Source organism: Amycolatopsis sp. NPDC026612, assembly GCF_040638285.1.
Taxonomy (GTDB): Bacteria; Actinomycetota; Actinomycetes; order Mycobacteriales; family Pseudonocardiaceae; genus Amycolatopsis.
In genome coordinates, this window is the sequence record NZ_JBEZYB010000051.1 from 15477 (window position 1) to 38241 (window position 22765).

Consider the following 22765-nt stretch of genomic DNA (forward strand, 5'->3'; position numbering starts at 1 on the left):
CAACGCCGGGAAACGCGGGGTTGTTCCCTTGTCGCCCGCCACCCCGTCCCCATGATTGGATGCGGGGAGTTGAAAACCGATACCAACGACCAGAGGTGCCTGTGCCCGCCCCCAACCTGACCCGCGACCAAGCCAAGCTGCGCGCGGATCTGCTCGAAGTCACCGGTTACGACATCGAGCTCGATCTGACCGACGGCCACGGCGGTCCCGGGGAGAAGACCTTCGCGTCGAGGACGACCGTCCGGTTCTCCAGTGCCCGGGCCGGCGAATCGACGTGGGTCGACATCGTCGCCGACCGCGTGCACTCGGCCACCCTGAACGGCGCGGACGTCGACGTCAGCGCGTACGTCGAGGACAAGGGCATCGCGCTCGCCGGCCTGGCCGGGTCCAACGAGCTCACCGTGACCGCCGACTGCCGGTACATGAACACCGGCGAGGGCCTGCACCGGTTCGTCGACCCGGTCGACGACGGCGTCTACCTGTACACCCAGTTCGAGACGGCGGACGCGAAGCGGATGTTCGCCTGCTTCGACCAGCCCGACCTGAAGTCGGTCTACCGGCTCACCGTCGTCGCGCCGAAGGACTGGAAGGTGGTCTCCAACGCCATCGTCGAGTCCGCCGAGGAGACGCCGGAGGGCGCCGTCCGGACGGTCTTCAAGGAGTCCGAGCGGATCTCGACCTACCTCGTCGCGCTCGTCGCCGGCCCGTACGCCGAGTGGCACGACGAGTACACCGACGACCACAAGACCATCCCGCTCGGCATCTACTGCCGTGCGTCGCTGGCCGAGCACATGGACGCCGACCGGCTGTTCACCGAGACCAAGCAGGGCTTCGGCTTCTACCACGAGAAGTTCGGCACGCCCTACCCGTTCTCCAAGTACGACCAGCTGTTCGTGCCGGAGTTCAACGCGGGCGCGATGGAGAACGCCGGCGCGGTGACGTTCCTGGAGGACTACGTCTTCCGCAGCCGCGTCACCCGCTACGCCTACGAGCGGCGCGCCGAAACGTTGCTGCACGAGATGGCCCACATGTGGTTCGGCGACCTGGTCACCATGCGGTGGTGGGACGACCTGTGGCTGAACGAGTCGTTCGCGACCTTCGCGAGCGTCCTGGCCCAGGCCGACGCCACCGAGTACAAGAACGCGTGGACCAGCTTCGCGAACATCGAGAAGTCGTGGGCCTACCGGCAGGACCAGCTGCCCTCGACGCACCCGATCGCCGCCGACATCGTCGACCTGCACGCGGTCGAGGTCAACTTCGACGGCATCACCTACGCCAAGGGCGCGAGCGTGCTCAAGCAGCTCGTCGCCTACGTCGGGCTGGACCACTTCCTCGACGGCCTGAAGGTGTACTTCGGCAAGCACGCCTGGGGCAACGCGACCCTGGCCGACCTGCTGGGCGCGCTGGAGGAGGCGTCCGGGCGCGACCTGTCGTGGTGGAGCGCGCAGTGGCTGGAGACCACCGGGCTGAACTCGCTGAGCCCGCGCTACGAAATCGGCGCGGACGGCAGGTTCACGTCGTTCGCCGTCGTGCAGTCCGGCGCGAAGCCGGGCGCCGGTGAGCTGCGCACCCACCGCGTCGCCGTCGGCGTCTACGACGAGGACGGCGGCAAGATCGTCCGGAAGCACCGCGTCGAGCTCGACGTCGACGGCGAGCGCACCGAGGTGCCGGACCTGGTCGGCCGGCCGGCGGGCAAGCTCGTGCTGGTCAACGACGACGACCTGACCTACTGCACGATGCGGCTCGACCCGGTGTCGCTGACCACGCTGATCGACCGCATCGCCGACATCACCGAGCCGCTGCCGCGGACGCTCTGCTGGTCGGCGGCGTGGGAGATGACCCGCGAGGCCGAGCTGAAGGCCCGTGACTTCGTCACGCTGGTGCAGCGGGGCATCCACGCCGAGAGCGAGGTCGGTGTCGTCCAGCGGCTGCTGCTGCAGGCCCAGACCGCGCTGAACTCGTACGCCGAGCAGGACTGGGCGGCCTCGACGGGGTGGCCGGCGTTCACCGGGCGGCTGCTGGAACTGGTCCGGGGCGCCGAGCCGGGTTCCGACCACCAGCTGGCGTTCGTCAACTCCCTGGCCGGGTCGGTGCTGGACGACGCCACGTCGGCCGTGCTGGCCGGCTGGCTGGACGGGTCGGCCCCGCTCGAAGGCCTGACGGTGGACACGGACCTGCGCTGGCGGCTGCTGCACGCGCTGGTCGCGCACGGCAAGGCGGCCGAGGCGGAGATCGACGCCGAGCTGGCCCGCGACAACACCGCCACCGGCCGCCGCCAGGCGGAACGCGCCCGGGCGCTGCGTCCGACGGGCGAGGCCAAGGCCGACGCGTGGCAGCGCGCGGTGTACGACGACGAGCTGCCGAACGCGGTCAGCGACTCGCTCATCTCGGGCTTCTCGCACCCGGGTCAGAAGGCGCTGCTCGGCTCGTACGTGGCCACGTACTTCGAGGTGATCGACGAGGTGTGGCAGCGGCGCTCCAGCGAGCGCGCGCAGCCGATCGCGATCGGGCTGTACCCGTCGTGGGCGGTGGCCCCGGACACGGTGACGGCGTCCGACGAGTGGCTGGCGGGCGACCACCCGCAGGCGCTGCGCCGGCTGGTGTCGGAGGGGCGCGCGGGCATCGTGCGCGCCCTGGCGGCGCGGGACTTCGACGCCCAGGCCTGACCTCAAGCGCCCCAAGGTGGCCTTCGGTGCGTTCAACGCACCCAAGGCCACCTTGGGGCGGTCGAACCGTCAGGGACGGCAGGTGACCGGCGGTCTCGGGCGGGCACACGCCGTGGCATACGCGTCGCGGAGTTCGATGATCACCTTGTCCGGCTCGGTTCGGAGACGGCTCGGCAAGGTTTGCAGACAGACGACCCCGGCAGCCGAATAGCGCGCATTGCGCGCCAAGGTCGCCGCGTAGAAGTCGCCGCTTTCGTGGTATGCGCGAGAGTCGATCTCCCAGGCGAACGCTACGTCTTCACACCAGGCGTCGGGTTTCGCGATGAAGCTGCCGTGGCGGTCGAAAACCGGGACGTTCCAGTCCGCTGCGGACAGGCCGGACAGCTTCCAGACCTCCCACGCGTCCGCCTCGGCAACCGACTCGGCACCTTTCAGGAGCGCTTGCAGGGCTCGGCGGGGGATCGCGGAGCCGCGCTGACTCCCTCGCCTCAGCTCACGATCCAGTTGCTCGGCAGTACACCTTCGGCGTTGAACGGCCTCCGCGAGCATCGCCTGGACGACGTCGAAGTCGCGAATGCGTCGAGCCCCGTCCAGCACGGCCCTGGCCGCGGGCGCGACCGGCAAGCCCTCCTTCGTCCAGGCAGCCGGCAGCCGGGTGGTTCGCTCTACGAGGGCAAAACCCGCGCTGGTGACTTCGCGTTCGTGAGGGATGAGCAGGTGGACGTCGCCGGGTTCCGGCAACTGATGCAATCCGTGGCGCTTCAGTGCCCAAAGGCCGGTGATCATGGCACCGGGGCCACCGCGCAGGAGCCCGGCTCTCAGCCGTTGCTCGGCGGTCGGTTCCGCGGGATGTAGCAGAATCACTCCGGGCAGCAGCCGACGCCACGGGCCGCCGGGCAGGCACCTTCGATAGACACTGCTTCTGGGCATGCCGATCTCTTCCAGTTCGGACACTCGGACGACGTCCGGGTTGTCCGGGTGACCGGCGACGAGTGGATGTTTGCTCCAAGTTCCTCGATACACGCCCCGAGAGTGCCGACCCGGTCCGACAAGAAGCGGGCACACGAGGGCACGAACGGCCCGTTCGCGTCCATTTCGGCCGAAATCCTCCGTTCGCGCCGCCCCAGCGCCCCAATGTGGCCTTCGGTGCGTTCAACGCACCCAAGGCGGCCTTCGGTGCGTTCAACGCACCCAAGGCCACATTGGGGCGCTTGAGACCGGACTGAACGCGAAAGTGCCCCGCATCCGGTCGGGTGCGGGGCACTTTCGTGGCTCGGGTCAGCGGGGCGCGGGGCCCGCCTGGTCGGACAGCATGCGCAGCGCGTTCACCAAGCCGTTGACCAGTCCGCGGATCAGGTCGCCTTCCTTGAACGACGCCACCATGCTCGCCACCGCCAGCTTGGCGCCGCGGTCGGGCAGGCGCAGGTGCGCCGTCCGGCCCGTGACGATCTCGATCTTGCGCTCGCCGGGCGAGACCGCGATCAGCACCGAGTTCGCCGGGTCCGCCGTCGTCGCGTGCAGCTTCTCCGCCGCCGGACGGCTGTCCTCGCCCAGCCCGCCGAGGTACAGGCTGAAGTCCAGGCCGGTCTCGCGGCTCGCGAACGTCAGCGCCTCGTCGAGACGGGCCAGCTGCCGGGTGTTGAACGGCCCCGCCGGCGCGGCCGCCTCGTACATCTTCGCGGCCGACACGCGGCCGCTGGACGTCAGCGCCTCGCCGTAGCCCAGTTCGGACTCGTCGACGCGCTTCGTCAGCTCACCAGTTGCCACGAGCGCCTCCCGCCGCGGTCGGGGCGCCCTCGGGCGCGCTGTTTTCGGTACCGGCGTGCCGGTGTCCCGCGCCGGCCCCTTCGGGGTTGGCGCTCCACCACATGGCCGGGTATTCCCAGGCCTGGCCGGACCGGTGCCGCGGGGCACCGCCGGACCTGCGCCGGAGCGTCAGCAGCCCGGCGAGGCCGTAGATGGCCAGCGGGATCACGGCGAAGACCACGATCGTCTCGACAACGTTCACGGCGCTGAGCGTATCGGATGACCTCCGAAGACACCGACTGCCACCGGCTCCCACCGCGCGCGGACGGCACTCGACCGTTCGTCGTAAGCCGAGTGCCGTCCGCCGCTTGGCTCGTGGCCACTGGAACGTTGGGGCGAAGACCGTCGGGCCGAAAGGTTGCAACTCAACGTACAGGCGGCCGCACCCGCCGCTGTCGTCTTGTCGCAGCCTTGAAATCCTCGTAGCTTTTTCACCTGTACGGGCCTTGCGCCCCGCTCCCCAGCTCCAGCAGGTAACGCACCGGTCCCAGGAGGCCTTGCCATGAACAGCGTCGACACGTCCGCACAGGCGATCACCGAGACCCTCTCGTCACTGAGCGACATCGAATTCGTGCCAGGAACGCGTGTGACGGCGGGCACAAGGGTTACGCGGGGTACACGCGTCACTCGCGGTACACGGGTGACGGCCGGAACCCGCGTCACCATGGGCACCCGGGTGACGGCGGGCACGCGGGTCACGCGGGGGACCCGCGTCACTCGTGGCACTCGCGTCACGATGGGCACGCGTGTGACGGCGGGCACCCGTGTCACGTGCGGCACCCGCGTCACGCGAGGCACACGGGTCACCCGCGGCACGCGCGTCACCATGGGCACTCGCGTCACCTGCCAGAGCGACTTCGCTCTCGCCGCCTGACCCTTTCCTCCAGGACCGCGCGCACTACCTGAACAGGCGCAAGCACCCGGCTCGCCCCGGCCGCCGCAAGGCAGCCGGGGCGCCGGCTTGTCCGGGGTGGGTCATCCGGGATGCCGCAGCCCCGCAACCGCCCGGCTCAGGCCGCGGAGCCGAGATACGGACGCCAGAGCGGATCGGCCTCCTTGGAGTGCGCGAGCAGCCGCCAGTGCGGGCCGTGCGGGGCCCGCGGGACGACGCGCAGCCGCCAGCCGATCTCCGAGAGCAACCGGTCCGCCTTGCGGTGGTTGCACTTGGCGCAGCAGGCGACGCAGTTGGTCCAGCTGTGGGGCCCGCCCCGGCTGCGCGGGACGACGTGGTCGATCGTCTCGGCCCGCCCTCCGCAGTAGGCGCAGCGGTACCGGTCGCGGTGCATCAACCCGGCCCGGGTCAGCGGCACCTTCGCGCGATAAGGTACCCGCACATAGGTGCTGAGGCGGATCACGGAGGGCACCGGCAGCGACACCTTCGCCGAATGCAGCTCGGTCCCGCCGGGGTCACCGTGGACCACTTCGGCCTTGCCGCACATGACGAGCACGACCGCGCGCCGCAACGGCAACGCGGTCAGCGGCTCGAAGGTGGCGTTGAGCAGGAGCACCCGGCGCCGGCCCCAGGCCGGGGCAGCCGGATCCCGGCCTCTACTACGCTGTCCGGGCGGGCGGGTCACTCCCCCTGGGCGGGTCCCCGGCCCGGCCGGGACGGCTCCGCCGGATGCGGAACCCCCCGGGTAGGCACGCAGAACCACCTCTGGCGTCTCGTCGGCCGTGGCTTGGCCGGAGACGCCGCGGGGGCTGGGTTGTCGGTCTGGCACTCGACCACCTCCAGGGGCGTAGGCATAGTCGACCACAGAACAGCCCCCCAGCGCACGTGTGTTACAAGACGTGTCACATCCGCGCGACCCAACATCCACTCGAAGTTGGGCTGATCGGCCCGATCGGAAGGATGAACGAACCGCCGTGCTCTCCCTGTTCCCCTCGGCCGACCCGCCGTGCCTGAAAGACTCCAGCACGTTCTGCGCCCAGGTGTATGACGTCACGAACAACGCGTGGCTGGCGGGCTCGGCGAACTGGCTAATCACCAAGCCGGTCAAGATCCTGATGATCATCGTGATCGCGTTCGTGGTCCGGCTGATCCTGAGAAGGCTGATCAACCGCGTCACGACCCTGCCGAAGTCGGGCGGCAAGCTGCCGTCGATGCTGCGCCCCCTGCGCGAGCGCGCCCCGGAGGTGCTCGGCTCCGCCGTCATCGAACGGCGCCGGCAGCGCGCGCAGACCATCGGCTCGGTGCTGAAGTCGATGGCGACGTTTCTCATCTACGGCCTGGCGTTCATCCTCGTGCTGGGCGAACTCGGCATCAACCTGGGTCCGATCATCGCGTCGGCGGGCATCATCGGCGTCGCGATCGGGTTCGGCGCGCAGAACCTGGTCAAGGACTTCCTGTCCGGGATCTTCATGATGGTCGAGGACCAGTACGGCGTCGGCGACGTCGTGGACGTCGGTGAGGCGTCCGGCACAGTCGAGTCCGTCGGGCTGCGGATCACCACCCTGCGTGACGTCAAGGGCACGGTCTGGTACGTCCGCAACGGCGAGGTGCTGCGCGTCGGCAACTCGAGCCAGGGCTTCGCGGTGGCGGTCGTCGACGTCCCGCTCGGCTACACGACCGACGTCGAGCGCGCGACGGCGGTGCTCTCGGACGCGGCCGCTGCGGCCACGGAGGGTGACGCGCTGAAGGACAACATCCTCGAGCCGTTCGAGGTGCTGGGTGTGGAAAGCGTCACAGCGGAGGGCATCCAGCTGCGCCTGACGGTGAAGGTGCGGCCGGGCAAGCAGTGGGCCGTGCAGCGCGCGCTCCGGGCCCAGCTGCTGGCGGCGCTGGAAGAAGCCGGCTTCGATCCGCCGCTCGGGCGGCTGTTCCCGCCCTCGGCTCCGGCGGGCGGGAAGTAGCCGCCGCCCACGCCGTTACGCTGGGAAGTGGGTTCACGACCATCCGGCATGAGCGGACCGGGCGTGGGGAACCCGCACCCCCAGGGCAAAATGGAAGGCGTGTCTGCAGTGAGCGAACCGGCGAACCTCTACGAAGCGATCGGCGGCGAACCGACGTTCCGCCGGATCGTCGGGCGGTTCTACGAAGAGGTCGCGCGCGACGAGATCCTCCGCCCGCTCTACCCCGAGGAGGACCTCGGGCCGGCCGAGGAGCGCTTCCGGCTCTTCCTCATCCAGTACTGGGGCGGCCCGCACACCTACTCCGACCAGCGCGGGCACCCGCGGCTGCGGATGCGGCACGGGCCGTTCAAGATCGGGCCGATCGAGCGCGACGCCTGGCTGCGCTGCATCCGGATCGCCGTCGACGAAGAGAACCTCGAGGAGCCCTACCGCGGGCAGCTCTGGGCGTATCTGGAGATGGCCGCGCACAGCATGATGAACAGCTTCGTCTGATGAGACCGGCCGCCTGGTGGCAGGACGCCGTCTTCTACCAGGTCTACGTGCGTTCGTTCGCCGATTCGGACGGTGACGGCGTCGGGGACCTGGAGGGCATCCACTCCCGGCTCGGCTACCTCGAGCTGCTGGGCGTCGACGCGCTGTGGCTGACGCCGTTCTACCGGTCCCCGATGGCCGACCACGGCTACGACATCGCCGACCCGCGCGACGTCGACCCGATGTTCGGCACCCTCGGCGACTTCGACGTGCTGCTCACCGAGGCGCACAAGCGGAACATCAAAGTCACCGTCGACGTGGTGCCCAACCACACCAGCAACCAGCACGCCTGGTTCAAGTCGGCGATGGCGGCCGCACCGGGCAGCCCGGAACGCGACCGCTACATCTTCCGCGACGGTGTCGGCCCCCGCGGCGAAGACCCGCCGAACAACTGGGTCAGCGCGTTCGGCGGCCCGGCCTGGACCCGGGTGCCGGACGGCCAGTGGTACCTGCACCTGTTCGCGCCGCAGCAGCCCGACCTGAACTGGACCAACCCGGAGGTCGCCGCCGACCTCGAACGCACCCTGCGGTTCTGGCTCGAACGGGGCGTCGACGGCTTCCGCATCGACGTCGCGCACGGCATGGCCAAACCGCCCGGCCTGCCGGACATGGACCCGCGCGCGGACCCGCAGGGGCCCAGCCACTACTACGACCCGCGGTGGGACCACGACGGCGTCCACGAAATCCACCAGATGATCCGCAAGGTGCTCGACGAGTTCCCGGACGCGATGGCCGTCGGCGAGATCTGGGTGACCGACGAGGAGCGGCTCTCCCGCTACCTGCGGTCCGATGAGCTGCACCTGGCGTTCAACTTCCGGCTGGTGCTGACCCACTTCGACGCCGACGCGATGCGCACGGCCATCGAGCGCTCCCTGACCGTGCCGGCCCGCACGGGGGCACCGGCGACGTGGACGCTCGGCAACCACGACGTCTGGCGGCAGGTCAGCCGCTACGGCGGCGGTTCCGCCGGGGTGCGCCGAGCGCGGGCGATGGCGTTGGTCGAGCTGGCGCTGCCCGGTGCGGTCTACCTGTACAACGGCGAAGAGCTGGGCCTGGCCAACGTGGACATCCCGGCTTCGGAGATGGCCGACCCGCGCGCGAAGACGAGCGGCGCCGAGTTCGGCCGGGACGTCTCCCGGGTCCCGCTGCCGTGGGAGGGCGACCTGCCGCCGTTCGGCTTTTCGCGGAACCCGCGCACGTGGCTGCCGATGCCGGCCGAGTGGGCCGGGTTGACGGTGGAGAAGCAGATCGAAGACGCCGGCTCGACGCTGTCGCTGTACCGGCAGGCGATCGAGCTCCGGAAGACGCACTCGGCGTTCAGCGGCGACGAACTGGAGTGGTACGGCGCGCCAGCGGGGTGTTTCGCGTTCCGCCGCAAGGGTGGCGGGCTGGTGTGCGCGCTGAACACGTCGGCGAGCCCGATCGCGCTGCCGCCGGGTGCGGTGCTGCTCGCCAGCAGTCCGCTGGTGAACGGGAAGCTGCCCGCGGATTCGGCCGTCTGGCTGGTCTAGCCGGACTGGTCGCCCGAACCGGAACCGTCGTCGAAGGCGCCGCTGGCCAGCCACGCCACCAGGGCCGCGGCCTGGAGGTAGGGCGCCGCCTGGGCAGCCGCCCGGCCCGCCGCACGCGTGCGGCCCCACCTCTCAGGTCGTTCGGCGCGCTCCGGCGCCCGCTCACCCACCGGACGGTCCTGGCGCCACGGCGTCTCCTCGGCGCGCACGGCGTCGAGGAAGTCCGCGGTGGGGTCTTCGTCCGGGCTCATGCCTCCAGCGTGCCACCGCCCGGTGCGGAACGGTGGCCGCCGTAAGCATTCCGTCAGAACAGCGCCGTCAGAAGAGCAGCGCCGTCAAAAGAGCAGCGGCAGCAGCGCGTGCCGGCGCCGCACGATGGCGCCGTAGCGGGCGTCCAGGCGCAGCCACGAGTCCGTCGCCGTCACGCGGACGACGTCACCCTCGACGTCCGAGTCCACGAACCCCATGCCGGACATCGCGAACAGGCACCGCATCTGGACCTTGACCTCGACCGAGCCGCCGGACACCGTCAGCACCGCCTGGTCCATCAGCGACGACGGCGGCGTGCCGTGCGGGCCGGCGTTGTCCCTGGCCAGCGTCACACCGCGGTCCGCCAGCTCGGACACCACCTGCGCCGGGAGCTCGTCGATCAGCGGCCAGCGGCCGGACGGCGGCAGTTCTCCGTGCCACAGCAGGTCGCGGGCCGGACCCGGGTCCATCCGGGGGCCGCCCGCCACGGTGAGCGCCGCGAGCAGCTCGTTACCGGACACCGTGACGTCACCGGGCGTGACGTCACCGGCCACCGCGCGGGTGGCCAGGCACTCGAACGGCGTCGACGTCCAGGCCTCGACCACGCCGTCGCCGCGCTGCCGCAGCCGGACGGCCGTCTGGCCGTCCAGCCGGACCGCGCGGGCGACGAACGCCCCGAGGGTCTCCCGGTCGGCCGCGTCCGGCACGAACAACTCAGGCATCCGCGAACCCCTGCTTCAGAAACTCCGACTCGGCCGGGCTGAGCCTACGCGGCCGCAGTGCGACCGTGTCGTACGGCGCCAGCACCGTCTCCGCCGTCACCGCCACGGGGTCCGAGGCCGCCGGGCCGCCGTGGACCCGGTAGGCCAGCGTGAAGCTCGCCGCGCGCAGCTCGGTCAGGTCGATGTCGATCCGCAGCTCCTGCCCGGTCACCACGATCGGCGCCTTGTAGGCCACTTCCAGCCGCACCACGACGATGCCCTTCGGCAGCTGGTCGAGTCCGGCCGCGACGGCGTTCTCGAACAGCAGCGGGATGCGCGCCTCTTCGAGCAGGGTCACCAGCTTCGCGTGGTTGATGTGGCCGTAGACGTCCATGTCCGTCCAGCGCGGGCGGACGTGCGCAACGTAGGTCACCGAACCGTGCTCCTGATCTGGCGGGCCGCCACCGACAGCATCGCCAGGTCGAGCCGGCCGGACTTGGTGATCTCGTCCAGCGCGACGCGCGTCCGCTGCAGGCGGGAGGCGTTGGTCTTCTCCCACTGGGCGATCTTGGCGTCCCCGGACGAGCCGGGGTCGCTGTGCCGCAAGGCGTCCAGGGTGATCGCCCGCAGCGAACTGTAGACGTCGTCGCGCAGCGAAAGCCGGGCGAGCGCGTGCCAGCGGTTGCCGCGTTCGAGCTTGCTGATCTCGGTGAGCATCTGATCGATGTCCAGGTGCGCCGAAAGCGCGTAGTACAGCTCCGCCGTCTCCGCCGGGCTGTGCATGGCGTCCAGCCCGACCTGCTGCTCGGCGAGCTCGGCCACGTCGGTGACGTCGAGCAGGCCGTAGGTGTGCAGCAGCAGCGACACCCGGCGGGCCAGGCCGGCCGGCACGTCGGCGGCGATCAGCTCGTCCGCGTGCGCCTGCACCGACTCCGCTTCGCGGCCGCGAAGCAGGTCGCCGATCTTCGGCACCAGTTCGTTCAGCACCCGGCCGAAGCGCTTGATCTCCGACAGCGGCGCGAGCGGCTGCGGCCGGTTGGTGAGGAACCAGCGCGCGGCCCGGTCGAGCAGCCGCCGCGTCTCCAGCACCATCGCGTCGGCGACCTCGGTGTGCACGACGTTGTCGAGCGCGTCGATCTCCTGCCACAGGGCGGGGAGGTCGAACACGCGCGTCACCACGGCGTACGCGCGCACCGCGTCCGTCGCGGTCGCGTTCATCTCCTCCATCAGCCGGTAGACGAACGAGATGCCACCGCCGTCGACCACCTCGTTGGCGATCATCGTGGTGATGATCTGACGGCGCAGGGGGTGCTCGCCGATCGCGTCCGCGAACCGTTCGCGCAGCGGCTTCGGGAAGTAGTCGGGCAGCCGGCCGGCGAACACCTGCGAGTCGGGCAGGTCGCTGGCCAGCAGCTCGTCCTTCAGCTCCAGCTTGACGTGGGCCAGCAGGGTCGCCAGTTCCGGCGAGGTGAGGCCCTTGCCCGCCTTCTCCAGCTCGCGGAACTCCGAGTTGCCGGGCAGCGCTTCGAGCTTGCGGTCGAAGGCGCCCGCGGACACCAGCGCCTGCACCTGGCGCGCGTGCACCGAGACCATCGGCGCGGCGTGCGCCCGGCTGACGCCGAGGACGGCGTTCTGCCGGTAGTTGTCGTTGAGCACCAGCGCGCCGACCTCGTCGGTCATCTCCTCCAGCAGCTCGTTGCGCTGCTCGCGCTCCAGCTTGCCGGTCTGGACGAGGTGGTCGAGCAGGATCTTGATGTTGACCTCGTGGTCGGAGCAGTCGACCCCGGCCGAGTTGTCCAGCGCGTCGGTGTTGATCTTGCCGCCGGCCCCGTCCGGGCCGCCGCGGCGGGCGAACTCGATCCGGCCGAGCTGGGTGAGGCCCAGGTTCCCGCCTTCGCCGAACACCTGGACGCGCAACTGCCTGCCGTCGACGCGGATGGCGTCGTTGGCCTTGTCGCCGGCAGCGGCGTGGGTTTCGCTCTCCGCCTTGACGTAGGTGCCGATGCCGCCGTTCCACAGCAGCTCGACCGGGGCCAGCAGGATCGCCTGGATCAGGTCCATCGGCGCCAGCGCGGTGACGCCCTCCTCGAGGCCCAGCGCCGTGCGGACCTGCGGGCTGATCGGGATCGACTTCGCCGTACGCGGGTAGATCCCGCCGCCTTCGCTGATCAGCGAGCGGTCGTAGTCGTCCCACGAGCTGCGCGGCAGGTCGAACAGCCGGCGCCGCTCGGCGTATGACGCTGCCGCGTCCGGGTTGGGGTCGAGGAAGACGTGCATGTGGTTGAACGCCGCGACCAGGCGGATGTGCTCGGACAGCAGCATGCCGTTGCCGAAGACGTCACCCATCATGTCGCCGATGCCGACCACGGTGAAGTCCTCGGTCTGGGTGTCCTTGCCCAGCTCGCGGAAGTGGCGCTTGACGCTCTCCCAGGCGCCCTTCGCCGTGATGCCCATGGCCTTGTGGTCGTAGCCGACCGAGCCACCGGACGCGAAGGCGTCGCCCAGCCAGAAGCCGTACTGCGCCGAGACTTCGTTCGCGATGTCGGAGAACTTCGCGGTGCCCTTGTCGGCGGCGACCACCAGGTAGGAGTCGTCGGCGTCGTGCCGGACGACACCCGGCGCGGGCACGGTCTTGCCCTCGATGCGGTTGTCGGTCAGGTCGAGCAGACCGGAGATGAACATCCGGTAGCAGGCGATGCCCTCGGTGAGCTGGGCGTCGCGGTCGATGCTCGCGTCGCCGCTCGAGGCCGGCGGGCGCTTCACGACGAAGCCGCCCTTCGCGCCGACCGGCACGATGACCGCGTTCTTCACCGCCTGCGCCTTGACCAGGCCGAGGATCTCCGTGCGGAAGTCTTCGCGGCGGTCCGACCAGCGCAGGCCACCGCGCGCGACCTCGCCGAAGCGCAGGTGCACGCCTTCGACGCGCGGCGAGTACACGAAGATCTCGAACTTCGGCCGCGGCTCGGGCAGGTCGGGCACGCCGGCCGGGTCCAGCTTGATCGCCAGGTACGGCCGCAGCTTCCCGTCGGTGCCGGTGACGTGGTAGTTCGTCCGCCGTGTGGCCCGGATGACGGCCATCAGCCGGCGCAGGATCCGGTCCTCGTCGAGGCTGGTGACCTCGTCGATCATCGCGTTCAGCTCGGCGGTCAGCGCTTCGGTCACGGACTCGCGGTCGGCGTCGGACGACTGCGGGTCGAACCGGGCCTCGAACAGCCGCAGGAGCTTGGTGGCGATCGGGGTGTGGTCCAGGAGCGTGTTCTGGATGTAGTCCTGGGAGAACGCGCTGCCGGCCTGACGCAGGTAGCGCGAGTACGCGCGCAGCACGGCGGCCTGGCGCCAGGTGAGGCCGCCGCGCAGGACGAGGCCGTTGAGGCCGTCGACCTCGGCATCGCCCCGCCAGGCGGCCTGGAAGGCGTCCTGGAACCGGCCGCGCAGCTCGGCGACGGCGTCGCCGTCCGACTCGTCGAGCATCTTCCGGTCGACGCGCAGGCCGAAGTCGTAGATCCAGCACGGGCCGCCGTCTTCGCGGTGCAGCTCGTACGGCCGCTCGTCGACCACCTCGACGCCCATCGCCTGCAGCACCGGGAGCACCTTCGAGAGCGTGACGCCCTCGCCGCGCAGGTAGAGCTTGAAGCGCCGCTCCCCCGGCCCGGCGTCGCCCGGCTGGTAGAACGACAGCGCGAGATCGCCTTCGTCGGTCAGCGAGTCGAGCGCGCGGAGGTCGGCGAGCGCTTCTTCGGCACTGAAGTCCTCCTTGTAGCCCTCCGGGAAGGTGCTCGCGAAGCGCTGGCCCTGCTCGGTGGCCGACTCCTCGCCGACGATCCCGACGGCGACGCCGCCGTCGGCGCGCTCACGGCGTTCGTCGAGGACCGCCTCGACCATCCGGTCGTCCCAGGTGCGGACGGCGTCGTTCAGCCGGTCCTGGATCTCGAGCGTGTCCGGCTCGATCCGGCGCGCCGGATCGGTGTGCACCACGAAGTGCACCTGCGCCAGGACGGTCTCGCCGATCCGCGCGCTGTATTCGAGCTGGGTGCCTTCGAGCTCTTCGAGCAGGACCTCCTGCATCGCCAGCCGCGAACGCGTCGTGTAGCGGTCGCGCGGGAGGTAGACGAGGCAGGAGTAGAAGCGGCCGTACGGGTCGCGGCGCAGGAACAACCGCAGCCGGCGGCGGTCCGAGAGCGTGATCGCGCCGGTCGTCGTCGAGTACAGGGAGTCGGTGTCGGCGGAGAACAGGTCGGCGCGCGGCCAGTTCTGCAGGATTTCGAGCATCCGCTGGCCGGAGAACGACTCGATCGGGAAGCCGGCGCGGTGGATGACCTCGCGAACCCGCTTGCACACCACCGGGATGTCGAGGACGTTCTCGTGCAGCGCGGTGGTGGTGAACATGCCGAGGAAGCGGTGCTCGCCGGTGACGGTGCCTTCGGCGTCGAAGGTCTTCACGCCGACGTAGTACGGGTAGACCGGGCGGTGGACGGTCGAGGGCGCACTCGCCTGGGTCAGCACCAGCAGCGTCGGCGCGAGCGCGGTGGCGGCGGTGTCCGGACCCGCGGTGAGGCCGCGGGCGGCGAGGCTGTCCTGGCGCAGCACGCCGAGGCCGGAGGCCAGGACGGCGCGCAGGGCCGGTTCGTCGGTGTCCGGGCTGTCGATCAGTTCGTAGCGGCGGTAACCGAGGAAGGTGAAGTGGCCGTCGGCCAGCCAGCGCAGCAGCCGGGCCCCCTCGGCCACCTCTTCCCGGGGCAGCCGCGGCGGGTCGGTCTCCAGCTCGCTCGCCAGCTGGCAGGCCGTCTGGGCCATCTTGTCGGCGTCCTCGACGACCTCACGGACGTCGCCCAGCACGCTGGAGAGCCGGTTGTCGAGCTCGCGGGCGCGGTTGCGGTCGGTGACGAAGTCGATCTCGATGTACATCCACGACTCGGCAGCCGCGTTCGCGGGCGGCTCGGCCGGGTCCGCTTCGGGATGGACTTCCAGCAGCTCACCGGTGAGGTCGCGGCTGACCACCACGATCGGGTGAACAATCCGCTGCACCTGGACGCCGTCGCGGGCGAACTCCGCGGCGATCGAGTCGACCAGGTACGGCATGTCGTCGGTGACGACCTGCACGACGGTGGCTTCGCGGGCCCAGCCGTCTTCGGCGACGGTGGGGTTCAGCAGCCGCACGGCCGGGCGGCCGGGCATCCGGTGCTTGGCCAGCTGCAGGTGCGACCGGACCGCGCCGACGAGGTTCACCGCTTCGTCGCCGACGATTTCCTCGGGCGGGATGTGCCGGTAGTAGAGCCGGATGAGCTCACCGATCTCCGGCGCCAGCCCGGCGGCGGAGTCGATCAGGTCGTCCCTGATCTGCTCCGGGCTGGCCGGGGAGCGCGGGCCGAATTCGGGTTCGGCGTCGGCTCCGGTTCCGGGTAGGGACGAGACTCCGGTCGAGCTCATTTGAGGCAACTCTCCAGTTTGCGTGAGGTGGCACCGCGCCGGTTCGGCGTTGAGCCGGCCACCCCACACTAATGCGCCGCGGCGGGGGATCACATGAAGACCCTGAGGTTCCCCGAGGCGCGGAAACCCTTCCGGGACAGCGAATTCGCGTGATCGGTCAAGCTACTGACGGGTTGTGTTCCGGGGGTCCGTGCGGCCCTGACCAGCCGTCCGGCACGGGTGGTGCGGGCGGACGGGCCAACGTGATCGGTTCAGCCGACGGAGGGGCACACCGCTCGGCGAGCGCTGTCGGCCGGTCGGCGACCCCCGAAGTGCGACCGAGCCCACTGCGGCGTGTCCACGACGAGTCGGCGACGAAACACGCGGTCTCACCGACTGGGAGCCGGACCGGCCGGGCTGAGGTCACGCCCTGCCGCCGCTCCCGGGCGCGCCGGTCATGGCGGGTTCAGTCGCGCGAGCCGTGACGGCGGGAGTCCGGGACCTCGGCGCCGTGACCGTTGCGGCCGTGACCGTTGCGGTGGCCCGTGTCCTGCGATCCGAGCTGCTTGACCAGCGCGGCCGCGCTGGCCGTGCCCGCCTGGTGTTCGGCGAGGGCGCGGGCGAGCAGGTCGGCGAGCCCGGCGTCCGGTGGCGGCTCGTCCTCCGCGATGGCGCGCGCGTAGCTCTCCGGGAACGGTGCCGTCGCCGGTGTCCAGTGGCCGAAGTCCTCCATCGGCTCCAGCGTCGGGGGCATCCGCAGCCGCGGCAGCCAGGGCTCGGCTTCGTCGCGGTAGTCGGGCACCGACGGCGGCTCGTCCTCCGGCCGCGGCGGCGGGGCGAGCTCCGGTTCGGGCCGGGGCGCTTCCTCGGCGCGCGGGCTTTCGGCGTCCTCCGCCCGGCGGCGGCCCCCGGCTCCTCCGGAACCCGAGATGCCCAGGCGGTCGAGCACCGACCGCGCGGCCACCGAGCCGTGTTCGGCGTCGTGGCGCGTCGACGGCTGCGGCTCCGGCCGGCGCTTCTCCGGCTCCCACTGCTCCCGTTCGGCGGCGGGCTCGGGTGCGAGCGGCAGCGCCGGCGTGACGCGCGTGGGCGCCGACGCTCGCTCGGCAGCGGTCTCCCGCAACCGAGCTTCGGCCAGCGCGGCCCACGAGAACTTGGTCTTCCCGCTGTCGGCGCTCGCTTCGGGATGGCGTTCGGGCGACGTCCCGGCGGGCTCCCGCGCGGACTGGGCCTCGACGGGCTCGGGTCGCTGCTCCGCTTGGCGGCCACGCTCCCGCGCGGACCGTGTGTCGGCGGCCTCGGACCGGAACTCCGGCTCACGCGCGGGCTGGGTGCCGGCAGGCTCGGCTCGGTCCTCGACGTTCCGAGCCGACCGCGCTTCGATCGGCTCGGATCGCTGCTCCGGCTGCCGGACGGACCGTGTCTCGGCGGCCTCGGACCGCAACTGCGACTCACGCGCCGACCGGCTCTCGGCGGCCTCAGCGCAGAACTCCGGCTCCCGCGCCGACCGGCTCTCAACCGTCTCAGGCCGGAACTGCGACTCACGCCCAGACCGTGTTCCGGCCGTCTCAGCGCGGAACTCCGGCTCACGCCCAGACCGCACCTCCACGGCCTCAGACCGCAACTGCGGCTCCCGCCCACGCTCGGCCGCCGACCGCACCTCGATCGGTTCCGGCCGGGCCGGCGGTGGCCCAGGGCGCCGCTTCGCCGCGACCGGCTCCGGGCGCACCCGTGGCTCCGGCCTCCGGCCCGGCGGCGGCGCGGGTTCGTCGCGGACCGCCGGCATCAGCGCCGTCTCGGCCGCGTCGGCCGTCACGCGCGGCCGTTCGAACGACCACGCGGGCGCCGGTTCGGGGCGCGTCGGCGTCTCGTCCCGGCTGCCGAACGACCACGCCGGGGTCCGTGGAGCCGGTTCGGGAGCAGGCTGCGAAACCGGCGCGGCCGCGATGACCGGGACCGGCCGCGACGGCACCGCCTTCAGCACCTCGTCCAGGTCGACCGAAGCCGGTTCCCCGGTGCCGAACTCACCGGCCAGCACACTGCACGCCTGGCGCCGGGCGCGGGTGTGCAGCTGCTCGGCCGCGCGCGAGCGGTACAGGCAAGCGATGGCCTCCTCGGCCTGCCCGAACCGTTCCTGCAGCTGCGCCAGCTCGAGCCACAGCCTCGCGGTGATCGACGGCAGCCCGTGCCGGTCGGTGCTCGCCACGGCTTCGCGGACCAGCTCGATCGCCGCTTCGCCGGACCCCGTCGGCAGGTGGATGCGCGTCGCCACGGCCAGCCGCAGCCAGCCCATCGGTGCGACGCCGGCCGCCCGCACGGGCTCGGCCAGCACCGGCTCGGCGATCTCGTACGCCATTTCCGCGTCGCCACGGTCGAGCAGCGTGCTCACCAGCAGCAGCACGAGCCGGATCCGGACGAGGCCGCCGTCGTCGGCCGGGTTGTCGAGCTTCTCCAGGAAGCCGAGCCCGGTCCGGGCGGCGTCGGCCGCCGCGGTGAGGTCGCCGTGGCGGCGCCGGTGCGCCGCCGTGCCGACGCGCAGCAGCGCCCGCACCAGCAGCTGGGTGTCGGCACCCAGCGAGCCGTCGCCGACGACGAGCTTGTCCGCCTCGACGAGCACCCGGTCGAGCTCCGACTTGCGCCCGAGCTGCCCCAGGCAGCCGACCAGGTGACACAGCGCGGCGGCGCGGTGCACCGGCGACACGACGGGGTCGGTGAGCACCGGCCGCAACGCGGCGAGACCGGTCAGCGGCACGCCCAGGCTGCGAGCGCACACGGCGAGGTCGATGCGCAGCCGCGCCGCGATGTCGCCGTAGCCCGCGTGCTCGGCCGCACGCAGCGCCGCCACCGCGCGCCCGACCGTGCCCGGCCGCTCGCCGAGGCGGACGCGCGCGGACACGACCAGGCTTTCGGCCCGGATCCATTGCTCGTCGGCTCCGGCGGCCTCGGACAGCGCGGCCGCGCGCTCGCCGAGCACCAAGGCGAGCTCGGGCGCGCGCAGGTGCAGCGCGTCCGCCCGCTCGATGAGCCGTCCGACTGCGGAGAGGGTTCCCCCGGCATTGACGGAACGCCCGCTCTCCACGCCCGCCGACGTGCGGCCTCCGGCGGAGGCGGCAGTCGGCCGCGTGTGCGGGCCCGTCCGGTGCTGCTTGCTGGCTTCCACGGGGAAACCCGCCCCCTCAGTCGCGGGTCAGCTTGCGGTGGGTGACACGGTGCGGGCGAGCCGCTTCGGCACCCATCCGCTCGACCTTGTTCTTCTCGTACCCTTCGAAGTTGCCCTCGAACCAGAACCACTGCGCGGGGTTCTCGTCGGTGCCTTCCCAAGCCAGGATGTGCGTCGCGACCCGGTCGAGGAACCACCGGTCGTGGGAAATCACGACGGCGCAGCCGGGGAACTGCTCCAGCGCGTTCTCCAGCGAACCCAGCGTCTCGACGTCCAGGTCGTTGGTCGGCTCGTCGAGCAGGATCAGGTTCCCGCCCTGCTTGAGCGTCAGCGCCAGGTTGAGCCGGTTGCGCTCACCGCCGGAGAGCACCCCCGCCGGCTTCTGCTGGTCCGGGCCCTTGAAGCCGAACGCGCTGACGTACGCCCGCGACGGCATTTCGGTCTGCCCGACGTGGATGTAGTCCAGCTCGTCGGAAACGACCTGCCAGACGGTCTTCTTCGGGTCGATCCCGCCCCGGTTCTGGTCCACATAGGACAGCTTGACCGTCTCGCCGATCTTGACGATGCCGTCGTCCGGCTCCTCGAGCCCGACGATCGTCTTGAACAGCGTGGTCTTGCCGACGCCGTTCGGGCCGATCACGCCGACGATGCCGTTGCGCGGCAGGTCGAACGACAGGCCCTCGATGAGGACGCGGTCGTCGAAGCCCTTCTTGAGCTTGTCGACCTCGACCACGACGCTGCCCAGCCGCGGGCCCGGCGGGATCTGGATCTCTTCGAAGTCGAGCTTGCGGTGCTTGTCCGCCTCCGCCGCCATCTCCTCGTAGCGGTCCAGCCGCGAACGGGACTTCGTCTGGCGCGCCTTGGCGTTGGACCGCACCCATTCGAGCTCGGTCTTCAGGCGCTTCGCGAGCTTCTGGTCCTTCTTGCCCTGGACCTCGAGGCGCTCGCGCTTCTTCTCCAGGTACGTCGAGTAGTTGCCCTCGTAGCCGACGACGCGGCCGCGGTCGATCTCCATGATCCACTCGGCCACGTTGTCCAGGAAGTACCGGTCGTGGGTGACGGCGAGGACGGCGCCGGCGTAGCGGGAGAGGAACTGTTCCAGCCACAGGACACTTTCGGCGTCCAAGTGGTTGGTGGGCTCGTCGAGCAGCAGCAGGTCCGGCGCCGACAGCAGCAGCTTGCACAGCGCGACCCGGCGGCGCTCACCACCGGAGAGGTGGGAGACGCCTTCGTCCGGCGGCGGGCAGCGCAGCGCGTCCATCGCCTGCTCGACGGTCGAGTCGAGCTCCCAGGCGTCGGCGTGGTCCAGCTCCTCCTGGAGCTGGCCCATCTCCTCCATCAGCGCGTCGCTGTAGTCGGTCGCCATCAGCTCGGCGATCTCGTTGTAGCGATCGAGCTTGGTCTTGATCTCGCCGAGGCCCTCCTCGACGTTCTGCCGGACCGTCTTCTCCTCGTTGAGCTCCGGCTCCTGCATGAGGATGCCGACGGAGGCACCGGGCTGGAGGAAGGCTTCGCCGTTGCTGGCCTGCTCGATCCCCGCCATGATCTTGAGAACGGTGGACTTACCGGCACCGTTCGGCCCCACCACGCCGATCTTGGCGCCGGGGTAGAACGCGGTGCTGACGTCGTCGAGGATGACCTTGTCCCCGACGGTCTTGCGCACCTTCTTCATGGTGTAGATGAACTCGGCCATACCCACGATCGTAGAGCGCACCTGATCGCGACTCGACGCCGGTCACCGTCGCACTACCGAATGTCAGCCCAGGATCACTGGAATGGCCGTTTTCCGGGCATCGGACGCCATGGCCGAGCCTCGACCGGAAGTCGAGACTCAGTCGGCGCGCTTGCCGTCGGCGAGGTTCTTCAGCATCGCGTTGTAGGCGTTCAGCTCCTCGTCGCCCGTCACCGCTTCGCGCCGGTCACGCCGCTTCGCCTCGCGCTCGTCCTGACGCGACCACTGCACCAGCAGCGCGATCAGCACCAGCAGCACCGGGACCTCGCCGGCGGCCCAGGCGATGCCGCCGCCGAGCCGCTGGTCGGCGAGCAGGTCGGTGACCCACGGCAGGCGCAGCTGGCTGTAGAAGGCCTGCCCGATCACCGTCTGCTTGCTCATCAGGATCACGCCGAAGAACGCGTGGAACGGCATCGCGGCGAACATCATCCCGAGCCTGCCGAGGTACGGGATCCGCCGCGGCGCCGGGTCGACGCCGATCACCGGCCAGTAGAAGACGTACCCGGCGAGCAGGAAGTGGCCGTTCATCACCAGGTGGGCCCAGTGGTAGTTCAGGGCGCTGTCGAACAGGCCGGAAAAGTACAGCGCGTAGAACGAGCCGACGAACAGCAGCAGCGCGACCACCGGGTGGGTGAGGAACCGCGACACCGGGGAGTGCACGAAGGCGACCAGCCACTCGCGCGGCCCGGGTGGGGCGTCCTTGCCCGCGGCAGGCAGGGCGCGCAGCGCGAGCGTCACCGGCCCGCCGAGCACGAACAGCACCGGCGCCACCATCGACAGCAGCATGTGGTTGCCCATGTGCACGCTGAACATCGCGGGCGCGTACCGGCCGACCCCCGACGACGTGGCGATCAGCAGCACCACGCAGCCGATGATCCAGGCGACGGTGCGGCCCACCGGCCAGGTGTCGCCCCGGCGCAGCAGCCGCCGGACGCCGGCGAGGTACAGGCCGCCGAGTACGAGCGCGAGCGTGCCGTAGACCAGGTCGAAGCGGGTGTCGAAGAGCAGCCGCCACACCGTCGGCGCGCCGTCGAGGTTGTAGCCGATCAGCAGCTCGGTGGTGGACGGCTGGGTGATCGCGTCCGCCGGTGGCGGTGTCCTCGCCAGCCCGGAGGCGATGCCGATCGTGACGAACATGATCAGGATCTCGACCGCGGCCAGGCGCAGCAGCTGCCTGCCGCCCCTGCCGTCGACGAGGTCGGCGACGCCCTTCTGCCGCTGCTGCTGGCCGAACACCCCGAGCAGCAGCAGCGCAACCGTCTTGGCCACGACGAGCAGGCCGTAGTCGGTGGTGAACAGGTCGTTCAGGCCGATCCGGACCAGCGCGTTCACCGCACCGGAGAGCGCCATCACGATCCAGCAGACCAGGGCCAGCTTCGAAAACCGCTGCGCGGCCAGGCTCAGGTGGTTCCCGCGCCGGTACCCCAGCGCCAGCAGCGCGACCAGGCCGCCGACCCACAGCGACGCGGCGACCAGGTGGAACAGCAGGCTGTTGGTGGCGACGTCGTGCGAGCCGCCGCTGGCGGAGTGCCCGGTGACCGCGACCGGGATCAGTCCGCCGACGGCCAGGAAGAACAGCACCGCCGTCCAGCCCCAGGACAGCGCGAGCCGGCAGCCGAGCGCGACGAAGATCGCGATCCACGCCGTCCACAGCCAGGCCTTCGGCTGTTCGATGGCGCCGACCAGGTCCAGCAGCGTCTGCGGGTCCAGGACGTCGCCGAACGGCTTCCCGGCGGTGTCGGCGGCGGTGAAGGCGACCGAAAGCAGCGCCGCGGCGAACCACACCCAGGCGGCGATCCCGGCCGCGCGCAGGGCGCCGTAGCCCTCGGGCCCGAGCGTCCCGGACTTCTGCGGCGGCACCAGGAAGGCGGCGAGCAGCAGCGAGCCGACGCAGATCACCGAGGCGGATTCGGACAGCACGCGCATGACGGTGATGCCGTACTTGGTGACCAGCCCGGGGTCGGGCAGGCCGGCGATGGCGTACCCGGCCCCGCCGGTGAGCGCGATCAGGCCGATCGCGATCACGGCGGCCAGCAGGACCCCCACCGAGACCAGGGGCAGCACACTGGCCCGGCGCTGCGTCGGTACGTCGGGCTTCGTCACGGGCTCGCTGGACACGCCCCAGAGGGTATGCCCGCCCCGGTCAGGCC

Annotated in this window: 16 protein-coding genes; 5 read left to right on the forward strand and 11 right to left on the reverse strand. The window is 71.0% G+C overall.

What is annotated here, in order from left to right; genetic code table 11:
• Positions 1-101 precede the first annotated feature (101 nt).
• Complete coding sequence (gene pepN, locus AB0F15_RS32430; RefSeq protein WP_360278718.1) at positions 102-2666, forward strand: aminopeptidase N; 2565 nt, start codon at positions 102-104, stop codon at positions 2664-2666.
• A 69-nt stretch (positions 2667-2735) separates the two neighbouring features.
• On the opposite strand, the gene AB0F15_RS32435 is transcribed toward pepN, so the two are convergent.
• The 3 genes from AB0F15_RS32435 to AB0F15_RS32445 all read right to left on the reverse strand — a co-directional run bounded on the left by AB0F15_RS32435 (position 2736) and on the right by AB0F15_RS32445 (position 4674).
• Positions 2736-3620 carry a hypothetical protein gene (locus AB0F15_RS32435; protein ID WP_360278720.1) on the reverse strand — a complete coding sequence of 295 codons (885 nt, stop codon included), beginning with the start codon at positions 3618-3620 and terminating at the stop codon, positions 2736-2738.
• A gap of 324 nt (positions 3621-3944) precedes the next feature.
• The gene (locus AB0F15_RS32440; protein ID WP_360278723.1) at positions 3945-4433 is read right to left on the reverse strand and encodes a DUF5130 family protein; all 489 of its coding nucleotides are present in this window, start codon (positions 4431-4433) and stop codon (positions 3945-3947) included.
• The gene (locus AB0F15_RS32445) at positions 4420-4674 is read right to left on the reverse strand and encodes a hypothetical protein (RefSeq protein ID WP_360278726.1); all 255 of its coding nucleotides are present in this window, start codon (positions 4672-4674) and stop codon (positions 4420-4422) included. The genes AB0F15_RS32440 and AB0F15_RS32445 overlap by 14 nt, the downstream gene beginning before the upstream one ends.
• Positions 4675-4974: 300 nt before the next feature.
• Here AB0F15_RS32445 and AB0F15_RS32450 point away from each other — a divergent pair, with 300 nt between their 5' ends.
• Positions 4975-5346, forward strand: coding sequence for a hypothetical protein (locus tag AB0F15_RS32450; RefSeq protein ID WP_360278729.1), 372 nt, complete (start codon positions 4975-4977; stop codon positions 5344-5346).
• 136 nt (positions 5347-5482) lie between these two features.
• Here AB0F15_RS32450 and AB0F15_RS32455 read toward each other — a convergent pair whose 3' ends face one another.
• Complete coding sequence (locus AB0F15_RS32455; RefSeq protein WP_093951418.1) at positions 5483-5980, reverse strand: HNH endonuclease; 498 nt, start codon at positions 5978-5980, stop codon at positions 5483-5485.
• 394 nt (positions 5981-6374) lie between these two features.
• On the opposite strand from AB0F15_RS32455, the gene AB0F15_RS32460 reads away from it, so the two are divergent.
• From AB0F15_RS32460 to AB0F15_RS32470, 3 genes are all read left to right on the forward strand, one after another.
• Entirely contained in the window at positions 6375-7325 is a 951-nt protein-coding gene (locus AB0F15_RS32460) for a mechanosensitive ion channel family protein (protein ID WP_360278796.1), read from the forward strand.
• A 90-nt stretch (positions 7326-7415) separates the two neighbouring features.
• The gene (locus tag AB0F15_RS32465; RefSeq protein WP_360278799.1) at positions 7416-7817 is read left to right on the forward strand and encodes a globin; all 402 of its coding nucleotides are present in this window, start codon (positions 7416-7418) and stop codon (positions 7815-7817) included.
• The gene (locus AB0F15_RS32470) at positions 7817-9367 is read left to right on the forward strand and encodes a glycoside hydrolase family 13 protein (RefSeq protein WP_360278733.1); all 1551 of its coding nucleotides are present in this window, start codon (positions 7817-7819) and stop codon (positions 9365-9367) included. Before AB0F15_RS32465 ends, AB0F15_RS32470 begins: the two co-directional genes overlap by 1 nt.
• Here AB0F15_RS32470 and AB0F15_RS32475 read toward each other — a convergent pair.
• The 7 genes from AB0F15_RS32475 to AB0F15_RS32505 form a co-directional block, all read right to left on the reverse strand.
• A complete protein-coding gene (locus AB0F15_RS32475) occupies positions 9364-9618 on the reverse strand; it encodes a hypothetical protein (protein ID WP_360278736.1) in 255 nt (84 codons plus the stop codon). The two genes, AB0F15_RS32470 and AB0F15_RS32475, sit on opposite strands and share 4 nt — an antisense overlap.
• An 84-nt stretch (positions 9619-9702) precedes the next feature.
• Positions 9703-10338, reverse strand: coding sequence for a hypothetical protein (locus AB0F15_RS32480; protein ID WP_360278739.1), 636 nt, complete (start codon positions 10336-10338; stop codon positions 9703-9705).
• On the reverse strand, positions 10331-10750 hold the full coding sequence (locus tag AB0F15_RS32485) for a thioesterase family protein (RefSeq protein ID WP_360278742.1): 420 nt from the start codon (positions 10748-10750) through the stop codon (positions 10331-10333). Before AB0F15_RS32485 ends, AB0F15_RS32480 begins: the two co-directional genes overlap by 8 nt.
• On the reverse strand, positions 10747-15744 hold the full coding sequence (locus tag AB0F15_RS32490; protein WP_360278745.1) for an NAD-glutamate dehydrogenase: 4998 nt from the start codon (positions 15742-15744) through the stop codon (positions 10747-10749). The genes AB0F15_RS32485 and AB0F15_RS32490 overlap by 4 nt, the downstream gene beginning before the upstream one ends.
• A 445-nt stretch (positions 15745-16189) precedes the next feature.
• Positions 16190-18802, reverse strand: a complete 2613-nt coding sequence (locus tag AB0F15_RS32495; RefSeq protein ID WP_360278747.1) for a hypothetical protein — start codon at positions 18800-18802, stop codon at positions 16190-16192.
• A gap of 97 nt (positions 18803-18899) precedes the next feature.
• Positions 18900-20576 (reverse strand): energy-dependent translational throttle protein EttA, encoded by a 1677-nt coding sequence (gene ettA / locus AB0F15_RS32500; protein ID WP_360278750.1) that lies wholly within the window; start codon positions 20574-20576, stop codon positions 18900-18902.
• A gap of 138 nt (positions 20577-20714) precedes the next feature.
• The gene (locus tag AB0F15_RS32505) at positions 20715-22733 is read right to left on the reverse strand and encodes a cytochrome c oxidase assembly protein (RefSeq protein ID WP_360278752.1); all 2019 of its coding nucleotides are present in this window, start codon (positions 22731-22733) and stop codon (positions 20715-20717) included.
• Between the last annotated feature and the right edge of the window lie 32 nt (positions 22734-22765).